The sequence below is a fragment of the Petroclostridium sp. X23 genome (genome assembly GCF_030013905.1).
GTDB lineage: Bacteria > Bacillota > Clostridia > SK-Y3 > SK-Y3 > X23.
Genome location: NZ_CP124862.1, coordinates 649231 through 664526, shown reverse-complemented (window position 1 = coordinate 664526; position 15296 = coordinate 649231). Strand labels below are relative to the sequence as shown.

Here is a 15296-nt window from a genome sequence, read left to right as displayed (position 1 = left end):
ATTTCAGGAATAAGATTTTGAAAAATAAAATTGATGTTTCAGTTGTATTAGATATGGAGTGTGTAGACATGTTTACGCAGTGCTTTATTTAGAGAGTTCAGACATGTCTATATTAGGCAGTGTGAGGTAATTTGAGACTGGGCAATTATGAGAGAATGTTGGCTTTTTGGCTGGCGTTCTCTTTTTATATATTACTTTTAATAGCTACTATAAGAGATAATAAATATTCGAAGATTTTGAAAATTATAGTGTTTTATGTTGAAATAAATCTCCTGAAGATATAAAATTGTTAATAACAATATTGACAATATTGTTATTTTCATCTTGGAGGTTGAAAAATGCCAAATGTTAATGTGCTTTTAGATATTGCGAAGAGTGAAATATCTAATCTTGATCACGGTGAAATCTTTTTGTTAAGGGATTTATTCAAAGGTTATGAGTGGAACAGAATATCAAGAAGTGACCGGCTCCTGCTGGGAACACTGTTTCTAAACTATATTAATATATCATCTAATGAAGTAAAGGCTATTGAAAAGACCTCATCAGGTCAGCAAAGATATATAAAATCTACGGATATCTAAAAAAAGGGGGTAATTATGTATGTGGTTAGATAGAGAATCGGAAGTTGACTTGTTGGCATATAGTCCTTTTGCGGAATTAATAACCAATATAGCGGCAAATAAGCGACTTAATCCTTTGACAATAGGGTTGTTAGGTAGCTGGGGAGTTGGAAAATCAACATTATTAAAACTAGTTGAAGAGAATATTAAAAAAATTGATCCGTCTCATAAGGATATTGTATGTATTCCTTTGAACTCTTGGATGTTTGAAGGTTATGATGATGCTAAAAGCGCTATCATGGAGAGTTTATTAAGGGCATTGTTGGATAACCAGCCTGCTTTTAAAGAATTAAAAGATAAAGTGAATACTCTAATAGGTAGAATTGATTTTATAAGATTAGGTGCAACAGTGATTAAACATGGAATGCCTTTTGCGATGAGTGCTATTAATCCAGCTGTAGCGACTATCACTGCTGCTCAATATCTTACAGAAGATAAACGTAAAGAATTAGTTGAAGATTTCAAAGAGATTTGGAAAGAAAAAAAAGACGATAATACTACAGTAGAAAACATTCGGTTATTCAGAAAAGAATTTGGAGAATTAATTGATCAGTCTAAAATCAAGAACTTGGTGGTAATGATTGATGATTTAGATCGTTGTACACCAGAAAGAGTAATTGAAACACTTGAAGCTGTAAAATTGTTTTTATCTGTTCCAAAGACGACGTTTATAATTGCTGTTGATACCCAAGTTATAAAGTATTCTGTAGAAAAAAAATATCCTAAAATAAGTGAAGATACTATAAGGTTTTCGGACAACTATATTGAAAAAATAATACAATTACCGATTAACATTCCAGAGTTATCAGAAATGGATGTTAAAAACTATTTATTGCTTTTGATTTGCGAATTATATCTTATTAAAGGCGATACAGCGGATGACAAGAAAACTAAAGAAAAGAATCAGTTAAGTATATTATTAAACAGAGTAAAAGAAAAATCAGTTTTTATTAGTGGTGAAAAAATAGATTTGGATTTTATCAAAAGTTCATATGAAAAGTATGATAAAACAATCTTTGAAGATGGTAAACTTGATGAATTTGAAAGTATATTTAATATAATATCCAGTACAAGTGAAGTGATTTCAAGTACTTTAAAAGGAAATCCTCGTCAAGCGAAGAGGTTTTTAAATACTTTCTTGGTAAGGAAAAGTTTGGCTGAGATATATTATAAAGCAGATAAATCCTTTGATTATTCAATTTTAGCAAAACTTATGGCATTAGAATATATTGATGATAAATTGTTTAAAGAATTATATAAGTGGACTGTAGGAAAGAACAAAACCCAAGCAGAAATTAATGAGCTAAAGACGTTAACTGATATTGCAATTAATAATGAAGAGTTTCCAGAGGAATATCGTAAATGGTCAGATAAGAATATCATCAGATGGTTGAAATCTGATCCTGTAGATTTATACAAAAAAGATTTGCCTAAATACTTCTATTTGACGCGAGAATCTTTAGATATAAATTTAAGTATTTCTGATTCTTTAACTAAGGCCGAACTAGAGGTATTTAATAAGATAGTTCAAGGAAAAAGAGCGGTAGCATTTAGCAAGTTAATAAAGGATTTAAAAGATAATTTAAATATAAAATACACAAAGGTATTAGATGCTTTAATTGAAAAGTTCCAAGATGAAATAACTATGCTAGATAAAATACAATATGTGTATATTGATTATCCGGATTATAGGGTAGATATAAAAGATATCATCAAAAAGTTTAAACCATCTGATATTAAACCAGCTAGCATCACTTCTTTAAATGGAATGTATCGTGTAGACTCGAGAGAATTTGAAGATGTAGTTCAAACATTTAGAGATAAAGGAGTTAAGGAAGAAGTATTGGAAATCATTTGCAAAAATAATGAGAAAGATTCTTATGCGGCTACAACAGCTAAAAGATAGCTGAAAGGGAGGTTAGTATGGGGACATCGAAGGGATATATCCCACCTAAAAATGCACAATGGAGACAAGCCAAAGATGCAGTAACTAGAATGTTAGGAACTTCAAAGGGTAATGAAGGTACCAAAAAAGCAATCTCAAAGTATGCAGAAGCATATATGTCCACTCATCTTGCTAATAGCAACGTTGCTACGGTTGTTGGTGGAGTTATGAATTTCTTAAACTCCGTTAATGCAAATGGAATAAATGATACAGCTCAATCATTGGGGTTAGATTCTCTCATAGACAAATCAGGGAATGAACTCTATAAAGGAATTCTTGACTATTTTGCAAGGGATTTTTCTACTATAGATATGCAAATCATAAGAGATAGCTTATCTGAGACTTTTAAGCATTTAGAAGTTGATACCTTTGAGGATTTTGGGAAAATAGCGAGTGATGAGTTCTTGATTAATTTTTTAATTGAATTTGCTATACAGAATTTTGAAGCGTGCTTTGCTGAAAAAATTTTATCAAAATCCGATATAGCCAATGATTATGATCAAATTATGGACGATGTGAGCAGAATAATTGAGAATAAAATTGTTACAGACGTTGTGCTAGGAGAAAAACTTCAACTCGATTATTTGAGTAAGGAAGGACAAAATTACATAATGTCTGTTTGTAGAGATTGTTTTAATACTTTAAGAGTTATGGAGGATGGATATGAAAATTTGGATTAATAAAACTATCGTAGAAAGTCCTTCAAATGATTTTAATGGGGCAATTAGATTTGATATGTTAGATGATAGTACAAAGTCAAATCTAAAAACTAATTTTGACGAAATATGGGGAAGATTTGCAAAGGATAAATTAGAATCTGTTTGTGAGGATTTACTTGTAATAGCTGCAAGTGTATATGCAGCTGATAAAAGAGTTCCTCGATCGGGTACTTATTCTGGAGAAACTTATGACAATTGGACAAGAATTTTAGAGGTTTCAGTTCCAGTAATAGATATAGATAAGTGGTTAGCTGTTAAAGATGAACTTGAAGCAATTCTACGTTTCCTAAGTGGAGATAATTGGAACTTTAGTTTTCGCAAAACGGAACAGCATTACCGTGAATACCTACATCAGGGAAATGGCTCCATAATTGAAAAAGATTTTGATGGAGTTGCTCTATTTTCAGGAGGACTTGACTCTTTTTCAGGAGCAATTAAATTATTGGAGGAAGATAAAAACATCTGTTTTGTTGGCTGCAGGGAATATTATACTCTCGGAAATAGAATAGAAGAATTGTTTGAGTTAATTCAAAATGAATATGTAGAAAGAAATGTTGATAGAATTGTGTTTTACACAGATCCAAGGCATCCGAGGAATATTGATGAAAGTTTGAAGAAAAAATTTAGAGAAGATACAAGCAGAAGTCGTTCATTCTTATTTCTTGCAGCAGCATTAGCAACTGCTTCCTTAATAGGCGAAGAAGTTCCAGTATACATACCCGAAAATGGCTTTATTGGTTTGAATATGCCGTTGACACCTAGTAGGTTAGGTAGTTGCAGCACCAGAACAACACACATTTATTTTTTAAACCACTATAATAAAATTTTGCAGAAACTAGGGATTAAGCATAAGGTCGAAAATTTCTTTGCTTTAAAAACAAAGGGTGAGATTGTCGAAATGGTAAAAGAATCTAATGCATTTATTAAGGGTGCCGGTCGAACTATTTCTTGCTCCCATCCAATGCGTGGTGCAAAAGGGGTTCCGGGCAGACCTAGAAATTGTGGTTATTGCTTCCCTTGTTTAATACGTAGGGCTTCCTTAAATAACATAGAAGTTGATGACGAGTATCTCGACACTTTTATAAAGGACTATAAAATAAGTACTGCATTTATTAGGAACAGCAAATATGCAAATCCGGAAAATGGTAGGACTAAAGATTTAAAAGCTGTACTATTTGCGCTACATGAATACTTGAAAAACGGAAGCTTTGATTATTATATAAATAAAATGATAAATTTAGGTGGATTAAATCTAGATGATATACAACGTTTCGCGAGGGTATATATGAAATCTATGGAAGAAATAAAAGTAATGATAGAAAAACAAGCTGATATAAATGGTATGAATTTATTAGAATATGTAAAAGTAGGTTTAAGGAATGGGTAAATTGATAGACATGCATTTTCATTTAGATTTTTATCCTAATCATTCACAAATATATCATGGTATAAATGAATTTTGCCAACATACATTGTGTGTTACAAATCAGCCTGAGATATTTGAAGCCTGTATGGACATGTATTCAGTAACTAAATATGTGCAATTTGGTCTTGGGTATAATCCACAATGTGTCAATGATGTTTCGTTTAATAAAAGCACATTTTTAAAAAATTTGAAACGAACTAAATATGTTGGTGAGGTAGGACTAGATTTTTCTCCTAAGTATTATAAAAACAAAGACAAGCAAATAGAGATATTTGACTTCATTTGCAAAAATTCCACTGATAAAATTATGTCTGTGCATTGTAGGAAGGCTGAAAAAATATTGCATGAAATTTTAAACAATAATGCAAATTCAAGGGTAGTATTGCATTGGTATAGTGGTGATGAAGTTTGGCTAAAGAAGTTCTTATTGTTTGGAACGTATTTTTCAATTAATGCAAATATGATTAATTCAGATAAAGGTAGAAAAATTATTGAGCGGATACCAATAGAAAGGTTATTAATTGAAAGTGATGGACCATTTACAAAGGTTGATGGTAAAAAATATACTTACGATAAATTAAGCAAAGTTTATGTGTGTCTTAGTGACTTACTTAAAATTAATTCAGATAGAGTTAGAGACCAAATTTCACAAAACTTTATAAGGCTAGTAGAGGGCTAAATATTATTAGAAAGGAAAGGACAAGAAAAATGACTGCTGATGAATATGTAAATTCGATTATTAACAAATATAATGTCAAAGGTGATGTAGATGCTTTAACAAAAATATTAGTTGTCGATCCCCTTTTAAATATCATAAAAGAGTGGGCTGGAATACAATTAAATAATGTATATTATTCTGGGTCGCGGGCAAAAGGAACAGCAATAAATCTTTCATCAGACATTGATTTATTTATTTCTTTAAAATCGGATACTACAAATACTCTTAAAGAAATATATACAAGTTTATACAATAAAGTCGTTGCTCATAAAATTACTGCCAGAAAACAGAATGTATCTATTGGTGTAAATTATGGTGGACATAGCATTGACCTTGTCCCTGGAAAGAAACACTTAGGAAATACTAATGACCATAGTTTATATCGAAGCAAAGTGGATACATGGACAAAAACAAACATCAATAATCATATAAACCTTGTAAAAGCTTCTGGAAGATTATCCGAAATCATAGCCATGAAAATTTGGAGTAAGTTACAAAAATTAGATTTTCCCTCTATTTATCTTGAGCTTACAGTAATTGAGGCTTTGTATAATAAAAACAAAAATCAGCCAGCTAATAATTTTATAACGGTATTGGAATATCTCAGAGATTCTTTTGTAGATAAAACCATAATTGATCCATCTAATTCCAATAATATAATTTCTGATGACCTATATAAGTATGAAAAAGAAGCAATAGCCAAAAAAGCGAAAGAGAGCAGAAATGCACAGTCTTGGGGAGATATAATCTGGTAAAGGTGGTTTGAATATGCGAAAAATTCAATTGAAGGAACTATTTTATGATTTACAAACTCAAATGATTGCTAAGCTTTCAACGAATAGAAGGTCAATAGCACATCCAGGGGCCAAAGGTGATGCATCTGAATTAAATTGGATTCAGTGGCTTAAAGATTATCTCCCCAAAAGATATTGTGTAGATAAAGCATTTATTATAGATTGTGATAATAATATTAGCGATCAAATTGATGTTGTTATTTACGACCAGCAATATACACCTTTTGCTTTCAAACAAGATTCAGTCATATATATTCCAGCAGAAAGCGTTTATGCAATATTTGAGGTTAAACAAGAATTAAGCAAAGAATACATAGAATATGCAGGAAAAAAAGCAGAAAGTGTACGCTCTTTACGAAGAACATCTGCTCCTATACCCTATGCTGGAGGATTTTACCCACCCAAACCGCATAATAATATTATTTCAGGAATATTAACGCTAACAAGTACTTGGACAGAACCTTTAGGTAAAAGTTTTGAAGAACATATAACTTCGTTACCTGACATTCAAAGGATTGACATTGGTTGTGCCTTACAATGCGGTTCTTTTAAAGTTGATTATAATGTAAATCCTATTGCTATTGAAAAAAGTACACAGGAAGAATCATTCATATATTTCTTTTTAAAGCTTTTAATGGAATTACAAAAACTTGCAACAATACCAGCAATGGATATTGAGTGTTATGCTCGTGCTCTTGATTCAATATAAATTAAAGTCTGAAAGATTTTACTTGAAGTCTTTTATGCAAGCAATCGAGTTCTCCATATTTATAATAGGAAAATATCGAATGAATAAGTGAATAAGAGAACATAATTTCATGACTTATATTTCTCTAAAAATCTAAAAAATTATAAAAAGCCGTTTGCTTTATTTCATATAAAGCAGGCGGCTTTTTGCGTGAAAGGAGGAAATTCAAGTGTCAAAAGTAATCGCCCTTGCTAATCAGAAAGGCGGCACGGGGAAAACAACGACCACGGTTAATCTTGGTATCGGCCTTGCGGTACAGGGTAAAAAGGTGCTGCTGGTGGACGCGGACGCACAAGGGAATCTGACAGATTCATTGGGATATCAAGAGCCGGACAATATTCCCGTTTCACTGGCGACCATACTCACCAAGGCCATGATGGAGGAACAGTATGAAGCCAGCGAAGGAATTTTGCACCATGTGGAAGGCGTTGACTTGATGCCGGGTAATATTGAACTGTCTGCTATTGAGGTTTCGCTGGTTAACACTATGAGCCGGGAAACGGTACTGCGAACATATATCAACACGGTCAAAGACAAATATGATTATGTGCTGATCGACTGTATGCCCTCTCTTGGCATGATGACCATTAATGCCCTTGCCGCTGCGGATAGCGTTATTATTCCCGTTCAGGCCCATTATCTGCCCGCTAAAGGAATGACACAGCTATTGCAGACCATTGCTCGTGTGAGAAGGCAGATCAATCCTAAGCTGACCATTGACGGTGTGCTGCTAACAATGGTAGATAACCGCACAAATTTTGCAAAGGATATTTCCTTTATACTGCGGCGGGACTATGGCGACAAGCTGAGAGTTTTTCAAACGGAAATTCCCCTGTCCATTCGGGCGGCTGAAACAAGCGCGCAGGGAAAAAGCATTTATGCGTTTGACCCGCATGGAATAGCTGCTAAAGCCTATCAAGCCTTTACAAAGGAGGTGCAGGATATTGGCGAAAAAAGACGTGCGAAACAGCATAAAACTGACATCAGTAGATGATCTGTTTTCCACCGAAGAAAGTCGTGCAGATAGTCAGCGGGAAAAGGTACTGGATATTCCCTTGTCGGAAATAAGCGATTTTCCTAATCATCCTTTTAAGGTGAAAGCGGATGAAGCTATGCTGGAAATGGCGGATAGCGTTAAGCAGTATGGCGTTTTAGTTCCGGGGCTTGTACGACCGAAACCGGAAGGCGGTTATGAAATGGTTGCCGGACATCGGCGAAAAAAAGCGAGCGAGCTTGCGGGGAAGGAAATCATGCCTTGTATTGTCCGTGAATTGGATAACGATCAAGCCACAATTATCATGGTTGACAGTAATCTGCAAAGAGAAAGCATCTTGCCAAGTGAAAAAGCTTTTGCCTACAAAATGAAACTGGAAGCCATGAAACGGCAGGGACAGAGGACAGATTTAACTTCGCGACCATTGGTCGAGAAGTCAATAAGTGCAGATTTATTGGGCGAAACTACAGGCGAAAGTGGGAGGCAAGTACACAGGTTTATCCGACTTACAGAACTTAATCCTTCTATTTTGGAAATGGTAGACAATAATCAGATTGCTTTCCGTCCAGCTGTGGAGCTTTCCTACTTAACCGAAAAGGAACAGCAGAACCTACACGATACTATGCAGTCGGAGGATTGTACGCCTTCTCTCTCTCAAGCTCAGCGCATGAAAAAGTTAAGCCAGGACGGGCGGTTGAATATGGATGTCATTTTTTCCATTCTCACCGAAAAAAAGCCCAATCAAAAGGAAAAATTAAGTGTCCGGCGTGAACGCATCGACCGCTTTTTCCCAAAAAGCTTTACTGAGAAACAAAAGGAGGATTTGATCGTTCAATTGCTTGAGAGCTGGTACAAGAAGCGGCAGCGGGAGCAGGAACGATAAACGGAAAATAATCACGACGAGTAAATTCATTCTCATGGTTGAGGATGTTTTTTTATGCCCTTTTTGAAAGGAGGTGCTTCCATGTACTTTACAGAAGGGCGGCTGCGCGCATACGAGCGCATGATGCAGGAAAAACCGAAGCATGACCACGAGTCTGCTAAACCTGCGAAAGGACGAGATTGTGAGCATTGTCTGCACTTTGATAAGCATAAGGGAAAATGCAGCAAAGAAAAATGTGTCATAGTGGATGATTAACGAAATGATTTTACACCAAGGGGGTAGTCTGCCTATTTATTTGCAGGTGTCACACAGCAGCGTTGCGGTTTTCCCCTCCCCACACCCCACCCCTGAAAAACTACCAGCCGAAAAAGAAATATTCCTGTCTTTCGGCTGGTAATACAGTGAAATTACATAGAAAGGAGCCTTTTATGAAGCAGACAGCAAAAAAGAAGCCTAAAACCTTCCGAACTCTAATCCGAAGAATCCCTATTATCCACAAAACGGCAAGGCGGGAAAGCAATGAGCCTATTGCAAGGGAAAAGAGCGAAAAGCAGGAACGCGATTCCACTTTCTTTTTCGGCCCGTAATAGTGCTTATTGTGAGAATACGGGGAGTTTTTTATTAACCATAACGGAAGGAGGTATAGAACAGCTTGAAGATACTAAAAAATCGAATATTTCTGAGCGCCCTCTGCATCATTGTTGCGGCAGCCGTTTCCTTTGTGCTTTTGCCAAGGTTTTATGCGAACAAGGATGCAACCGTCATGGTGCTGAGGGCATCGGAGGACATTCCGGCGGGTACCAGGATGGAGGACAGATATCTTACCCAGGTGGAGGTCGGTAAATTTGGTCTGCCGGAAGATGTGATTAACGACAAAGCACTGATTATAGGGAAGGTAGCAAAGACCAGCATAGCCAAAGGTGACTACTTGTTTCCTCAAAAGCTTGGGGATTTTGTTGCTGATGAAAAGCTAGACCGTATAGCAGAAAATGAGCAACGTCTTGTCACCATCAGCGTAGCAAGTGCCGCCGCGGGGCTTTCCTCCCATCTGCAAAGCGGTGACGCGGTAACAGTGGCGGTGTTTTTAGAGGGAGCATCCGGTGGTCAGGATACCTCCCCGCAAGTCATACTCTACCCGGAATTGCACGGACTGGAGGTATACAGCGTAGAGAATGCCCGAACACAGGACACCGCAGAGGTTCGGGAACAACAGTCTGAAAGTCAATCATCCACCGGTGATCCTGTTCCCAAGGCCATCACCCTTATTGTTACTGAGGTACAGGCAGAGAAACTTATCCAGGCTGAATATACTGGAAAAATGCACTTAATCTTTGAAAAAAGAGGTGTGGGCCATGAGTAGAATTATTACCGTCTGGGGCGGCAACAACAGTGGTAAAACCACCTTTGCAGTCAATCTAGCTTGCGCCCTTTCCAAACGGGACTGCCTGGTGGGCCTCATATCCTCCAATTTGACATATGGAGATCTGCAAATCTTTTTCGGTCAAGACGTACCACCGGAAAAGGGGTTATATGAAGCATTGAGCGATGATAACCCCAATATCGGAGAAAAATTTGTGAATTGTGAAGAAAGTAAAAACCTGTTCTTTCTATCCGCGCCCACGCACTATACCGGGCTGCTCTGCGATACAGTGACTATTGAGGAAGTGGAGCAAATGATTAATACCGCATCCCTTGTCTTCGACATACTCCTTGTGGACGGAGCTGCGGAGATAAACAATCCGGTATCCAGCGTGGGCCTATGGCTGGCTGAAAGAATATTTACCCTCCATCGGCCGTCCATAGCGGCGCAGATGTGGCATAAGGGCATTTCGGATTTTGTACAGGAGCTGCACATCGGAGAAAAGCAAACTCATATTCTGCTGGCTCCGAATGGAGAGTTTGACGATAAGACCTACCGCAGTATGACGGAACTGCCCTTTGCCTATGAGCTGCCCTATGTCAAACGGGCCGGAGAATTGGAGAATGCCGGAACACCCATATATTTTTACAATGATAAACCTTGCAGGCGTTACGGCAAGATGTTGGAGAAAATTGTTGATGATATCTGCGGGGGTGAGAAGCCATGAACAGCAGATTTTCAGTAAACGATTTGATTTACCGTGCCAATAAACGTCGCTCTGACAGCGGTCAAATCACTAAAGCCCAGGACTATGGGGAAATCCTCGACAAGCTGCAGCGGCTTATCGCCAAAAACCATTCGGCAGAGCTGGCACAGGTGCTTTATTCGCAGGAGGCCGAAGGAAAGCTCAAAGACCTCATCATGCGCTACCTGAACCAAGAGCAGCTGGTAGCTAAGGACCTTCGAAACATTTCCGAGCTGGTGGACGCAGCGTACTTTGATATGGCCGGTATGGGACTGTTATCTCCCTATTTGCAGGATAATGATACGGAGGAAATAAACGTCAACGGCTCCGGCGGTGCTTGGGTGCTGTATAAGGACAGGAAAGTCCGTCTGAATGAAACCTTCAGCAATGCGGAAGCCTGCGCCAACATCGTTAGAAAGATGAGCCGGTTCGGAAATGTAATTCTGGACGGCAGCAAGCCCATCGGGGACAGCTTCATTGCAAGAGGTATACGCATGTCGGGAGCTATCTCCCCTTGTGTTGACCCGGATGCCGGAGCCATTGCTTCCGTCCGAAAGCAAAAGCCATCCTACATCACACGGCAAAATCTTGTCGAATGGGAAACAGCTACGGCAGAGGAATTGGACTTTCTCACCCTATGCGTAAACAATGGTGTATCGGTGGCCATTGCCGGAGCTACCGGAAGCGGCAAAACTGCCGATATGGGCTATATTCTAAGCTGTATTCCCCATGAAAAGCGCATTGTGACCATTGAGGACACCCGCGAACTGTCTTTGGCGCAATATGATAAAAACGGTGTGATGCTAAATGACGTTATCCACCTTCTTACCAAGGAGGAGCCGAACCCTGTTACCATGCTGGATTTACTTAAGCTCTCCCTGCGGCTGCACCCGGAAATCCTTGTACCTGCCGAAATGCGTGGGAAGGAGGCCCTCACCGTGCAGGAGGCCGGACGGACGGGGCACACCATCGTCAGCACTCTCCATGCCAATAGCGCGCGAACAGCCTATGACCGCATCTTGACCATGTGCCTGGAGGCTGGGACCTCTCTGTCGGAGGAACGGCTTCTCAAAAACATCGTGGAAGCCTTTCCGATTATGCTTTTTAAGATGCAACTACCTGACCATTCTCGTAAATACATGGAAATCTTTGAGGCCACCGGAGTACAAAATGGTGAAGTTATGGGCAGCACCTTGTATAAATATGCGGTTGACCACTACGAAAGGGATAAGGAAGGCAGGATTACCAAGGCGGTAGGCAGTCACCGGCGCATGGGGAATATTTCTCCGGCTCTTGCCGAAAGGCTTTTGGTCGGAGGTGTACCTCAAAAAGAGATCCGCCGCTTTTCGGAAGGAGGTGCGGAATGAACCCGATTCATCTATCACTTATCACTGTGTTTATTTTTATCAGCCTTGCCCTGTTTCTCCTGCTGGGGCTGAATCCCTTTGAGGTGGAGCAAAATCCGTTGAAAAAGCGACGTTTGATTTTAACCGGCACAAAACTGAAAATAACGGAACGTATTGCCATCCACTTTGGAACGCTCCTTAGGCAGACACGCTGTACACGAAAGAAATTTCTTATCTTGTTGCTTGCGGCTTCGGCAGCAGGCTTTACAGCAGGGATACTGCTGTTCGACAGCACCGGGCTGGCGGCGGTTATGGCGGCCTGTGTGCTTCCCGCCCCGTATTTTTATCTGACGGTGAAAAGTTCTGCGGCTGCTCGGGAAGAAATCGAAGGGCTGGAAAACACCATGTCCGTTATCACCAACACCTACGCAGGATGTGACGATATTATCAAGGCGATGGAAACCTTTGTGGAGGAAAAGAACAGGTACATTCCTGCAAACTTAAGAATTCCCACGCCTTTTGACGAGTTTGTCACAGAGCTGCGGTTAGTTAATCCCAATGTGGAGCATGGCCTGTATCGTCTGTCGGAAAAGATTAAAAACAGGTACTTTAATGAATGGGTAAAGATGTTGATTCTTTGTCACCATGACCGGCGATTGAAATTTGCCTTATTCCCAATCATTAAGGCCATGAACGATGCAAAAAGCATGCAGGTTGAAAGTGACGGCATGATGGTGCGGGTATGGAGGGATTATCTGATGACGGCGGGCCTGATGTTTTCCATTATCCCCATGATGCGGTTTGCCAATGCCGAGTGGTTTTACCTTCTGACGAAAACTGCCGTTGGTAAGCTGCTGATTATACTTATGATGGTGATTGCCCTTGCCACTGCTTTTTATGTTATGAAGGCGACAAAGCCCTCAAATAGATAGGAGGTTTTTCGTTGTTTTATCAAGTTATCATTTTTGTCCTGCTGACTGCGGCAGGCTTTTTGCTATGCAGGCAGCTTCTCAAAATTCCGAAGTTGAGTATGAAAAAGAACATCAAGAGCCTGCAGTCCGAAAAGGAAGAGCCGGGTAAACGTCTGCTAAACCGTTTTATAATGCCTCTGGCAAAACCGGTTTCCCGTCTCATACCCCTTGATCCTATAAAAGAAGTACGGATGGCTTCCATGCTGCGGCGCGGAGGATCGGAACTGACTCCCAAGGAGTATTATGCCAGGGCTGTTTTATGCGCTTCGTTTACCCTGATTCTTATGCCGCTGCTTATTGTTATTGGTATGGCAAATCTTGCACCCATTGTTCTTATTTTTGCTGTAGTAATATACTTTCATTTCATGACCGATCTCAAGGACCAAATGAAAGAAAAGAAGCGCCGCATCGAAATGGAATTGCCGGGCTTTGTCCGCTCCATCTTGTATAAGCTAGATGATATCAAGGATGATAGAAAACCTGTTGTACAGGTCGATTTAATCCAGATATTCGAGGATTACCTGAAGGTGGCAAGTGATGCCTTCCGGGATGATGTGGCGATTTTGGTCGTGGAAATGAAGGCCACAGACATTGAAAACGCCCTGCGAAACTTCAATGAACGGCTTGGAATTACCGATGTTTCCTTTCTGGTAAATGCCCTCATCGGGCTGTACCGTGGTGAACACCAAGGAGAAGCCTTGGCGTATCTTGCCAGGGATATGGACATCAAGGCGAAAGAAGCATTGAAAAAGAAACTGGATAAGCTGCCCCGCAGGGTTAAAATTGCATCTATCCCTCTTGTGGCAGTAACTCTTGCCAGTTTGCTGTATGTGATTGGCTCCCACTTGATTCACTCAATGGGGGGCCTTTTTTAATCTGTGAAAACGGGGCAATTCCCTTTTTCAAATACATTTTCAGGAGGTATTACCCATGAAAAACATCAGAATTGCAAACTCAATCACTGAGGAAAGGAGGACAAATTCCATGAGGAAACACATGTCAAACGTTCTTTTGAGAGCGAGAAACGCATTGGCAAATCCGAGCGGCGACCAGATGACCGGCTGGCTTATTGTTGTCTTGATTGTTGTTGTGGTGGGCGCAGTGTTCATGACCTTGTATCAAGGGTCGATTACCACCATCTGGAACAGTATTGTAGACAAAATTACCGGGCTTTTGAGCTAAGGGCAGGCATAAGGTACTGATTCAGGGGAAGTATTGCTTCCCTTTTCCTTTGAAATCAAAATTTAAAAACAAACGGAGGTATTTATTATGATGACTATATTGAAAAACAAAATAAGCATGACATCTGTAAAGGTTAGAGAACTTCTGCAAAGCAGGAATGGTGACCAAATGACCGGCTGGCTTATCGTAGTGTTGGTTGTTGTTGTAGTGGGCGCGGTGTTCATGACGCTGTATCAGGATTCCATCACTACAATTTGGAATAGCATCGTAACCAAGATTACCGGACTGCTAAGCTGATGAAGCCCGCAAAAGGCATATCCGCAAACGCGGGAGGTGCAGAGAAGATGAACAGCAGGCATCGGAGCATACGGGGGAGATTATCTCCCCCAATGCTTTTTCAAAAACTTCTTTCAAACAGAAAAGGAAGCAGCTATTTTGATCTGATGATTAAAACGTTGGTAGTGATTACGCTCATGGTCACAGTGATATCCTTTCTCAGCGTTTTTACCACTTACCTTAATCTAAACCATGTCTGCCGTCGTGTTGTCCGGGTTGTAGAGCTGGAGGGACAGGTTTCCGACCGGGCTTATGATGTGTTTTACCGGCTCAAGCAGCAGACCGGATTATCGCCGGAAATGACTGTTGAGGATGTTGAGTATTGCGAGGATCAGAAAATCCAGTTGAGAGACACTTTCACAATTACTATGACCTACAGCTATCCCTTTACCATATTCACCCCTTCCTTTGCTCCGCTGGTTGAAATCAATATACCAATGCGGGTAAGCATTACCGGAATGTCGGAAAAATACTGGAAACTCATAGATTGAGTACACCGGGAAGGAGGC

The 15296-nt window shown here is 39.6% G+C and carries 19 protein-coding genes; all 19 read left to right on the top strand.

All coding sequences use genetic code 11. The annotated features are described in order from the left end of the window. Positions 1-338: 338 nt before the first annotated feature. The 19 genes from QKW49_RS03265 to QKW49_RS03175 all read left to right on the top strand — a co-directional run bounded on the left by QKW49_RS03265 (position 339) and on the right by QKW49_RS03175 (position 15278). Complete coding sequence (locus QKW49_RS03265) at positions 339-581, top strand: single-stranded DNA-binding protein (RefSeq protein ID WP_282866159.1); 243 nt, start codon at positions 339-341, stop codon at positions 579-581. 19 nt (positions 582-600) lie between these two features. After that, positions 601-2526 (top strand): P-loop NTPase fold protein, encoded by a 1926-nt coding sequence (locus QKW49_RS03260; RefSeq protein ID WP_282866158.1) that lies wholly within the window; start codon positions 601-603, stop codon positions 2524-2526. A gap of 17 nt (positions 2527-2543) precedes the next feature. After that, positions 2544-3245 (top strand): hypothetical protein, encoded by a 702-nt coding sequence (locus QKW49_RS03255; RefSeq protein WP_282866157.1) that lies wholly within the window; start codon positions 2544-2546, stop codon positions 3243-3245. Further along, entirely contained in the window at positions 3229-4671 is a 1443-nt protein-coding gene (gene qatC, locus QKW49_RS03250; protein WP_282866156.1) for a Qat anti-phage system QueC-like protein QatC, read from the top strand. The genes QKW49_RS03255 and qatC overlap by 17 nt, the downstream gene beginning before the upstream one ends. Then, entirely contained in the window at positions 4664-5389 is a 726-nt protein-coding gene (locus QKW49_RS03245; RefSeq protein ID WP_282866155.1) for a TatD family hydrolase, read from the top strand. Before qatC ends, QKW49_RS03245 begins: the two co-directional genes overlap by 8 nt. A 29-nt stretch (positions 5390-5418) precedes the next feature. Next, positions 5419-6183 carry a nucleotidyltransferase domain-containing protein gene (locus QKW49_RS03240; RefSeq protein WP_282866154.1) on the top strand — a complete coding sequence of 255 codons (765 nt, stop codon included), beginning with the start codon at positions 5419-5421 and terminating at the stop codon, positions 6181-6183. 13 nt (positions 6184-6196) lie between these two features. Then, positions 6197-6931, top strand: a complete 735-nt coding sequence (locus QKW49_RS03235; RefSeq protein WP_282866153.1) for a DUF6602 domain-containing protein — start codon at positions 6197-6199, stop codon at positions 6929-6931. A gap of 208 nt (positions 6932-7139) precedes the next feature. Further along, positions 7140-7964 carry an AAA family ATPase gene (locus tag QKW49_RS03230; RefSeq protein ID WP_282866152.1) on the top strand — a complete coding sequence of 275 codons (825 nt, stop codon included), beginning with the start codon at positions 7140-7142 and terminating at the stop codon, positions 7962-7964. Beyond that, the gene (locus QKW49_RS03225) at positions 7915-8847 is read left to right on the top strand and encodes a ParB/RepB/Spo0J family partition protein (RefSeq protein ID WP_282866151.1); all 933 of its coding nucleotides are present in this window, start codon (positions 7915-7917) and stop codon (positions 8845-8847) included. The genes QKW49_RS03230 and QKW49_RS03225 overlap by 50 nt, the downstream gene beginning before the upstream one ends. A gap of 54 nt (positions 8848-8901) precedes the next feature. Continuing rightward, positions 8902-9102 (top strand): hypothetical protein, encoded by a 201-nt coding sequence (locus QKW49_RS03220; RefSeq protein ID WP_282866150.1) that lies wholly within the window; start codon positions 8902-8904, stop codon positions 9100-9102. A gap of 264 nt (positions 9103-9366) precedes the next feature. Continuing rightward, the gene (locus tag QKW49_RS03215; RefSeq protein ID WP_282866149.1) at positions 9367-9690 is read left to right on the top strand and encodes a hypothetical protein; all 324 of its coding nucleotides are present in this window, start codon (positions 9367-9369) and stop codon (positions 9688-9690) included. After that, entirely contained in the window at positions 9611-10207 is a 597-nt protein-coding gene (locus QKW49_RS03210) for an RcpC/CpaB family pilus assembly protein (protein WP_282866148.1), read from the top strand. The genes QKW49_RS03215 and QKW49_RS03210 overlap by 80 nt, the downstream gene beginning before the upstream one ends. A 178-nt stretch (positions 10208-10385) precedes the next feature. Then, positions 10386-10934 carry a cobalamin biosynthesis protein CobQ gene (locus tag QKW49_RS03205; protein ID WP_282866147.1) on the top strand — a complete coding sequence of 183 codons (549 nt, stop codon included), beginning with the start codon at positions 10386-10388 and terminating at the stop codon, positions 10932-10934. Continuing rightward, on the top strand, positions 10931-12319 hold the full coding sequence (locus tag QKW49_RS03200; protein ID WP_282866146.1) for an ATPase, T2SS/T4P/T4SS family: 1389 nt from the start codon (positions 10931-10933) through the stop codon (positions 12317-12319). The genes QKW49_RS03205 and QKW49_RS03200 overlap by 4 nt, the downstream gene beginning before the upstream one ends. Then, the gene (locus QKW49_RS03195) at positions 12316-13230 is read left to right on the top strand and encodes a hypothetical protein (RefSeq protein ID WP_282866145.1); all 915 of its coding nucleotides are present in this window, start codon (positions 12316-12318) and stop codon (positions 13228-13230) included. Before QKW49_RS03200 ends, QKW49_RS03195 begins: the two co-directional genes overlap by 4 nt. Before the next feature lie 11 nt (positions 13231-13241). Next, complete coding sequence (locus QKW49_RS03190; protein ID WP_282866144.1) at positions 13242-14144, top strand: hypothetical protein; 903 nt, start codon at positions 13242-13244, stop codon at positions 14142-14144. A gap of 55 nt (positions 14145-14199) precedes the next feature. After that, the gene (locus QKW49_RS03185) at positions 14200-14451 is read left to right on the top strand and encodes a hypothetical protein (protein WP_282866143.1); all 252 of its coding nucleotides are present in this window, start codon (positions 14200-14202) and stop codon (positions 14449-14451) included. An 87-nt stretch (positions 14452-14538) separates the two neighbouring features. Beyond that, the gene (locus QKW49_RS03180) at positions 14539-14748 is read left to right on the top strand and encodes a hypothetical protein (protein WP_282866142.1); all 210 of its coding nucleotides are present in this window, start codon (positions 14539-14541) and stop codon (positions 14746-14748) included. A gap of 47 nt (positions 14749-14795) precedes the next feature. Next, positions 14796-15278, top strand: coding sequence for a DUF4320 family protein (locus QKW49_RS03175; RefSeq protein WP_282866141.1), 483 nt, complete (start codon positions 14796-14798; stop codon positions 15276-15278). Positions 15279-15296: the final 18 nt, after the last annotated feature.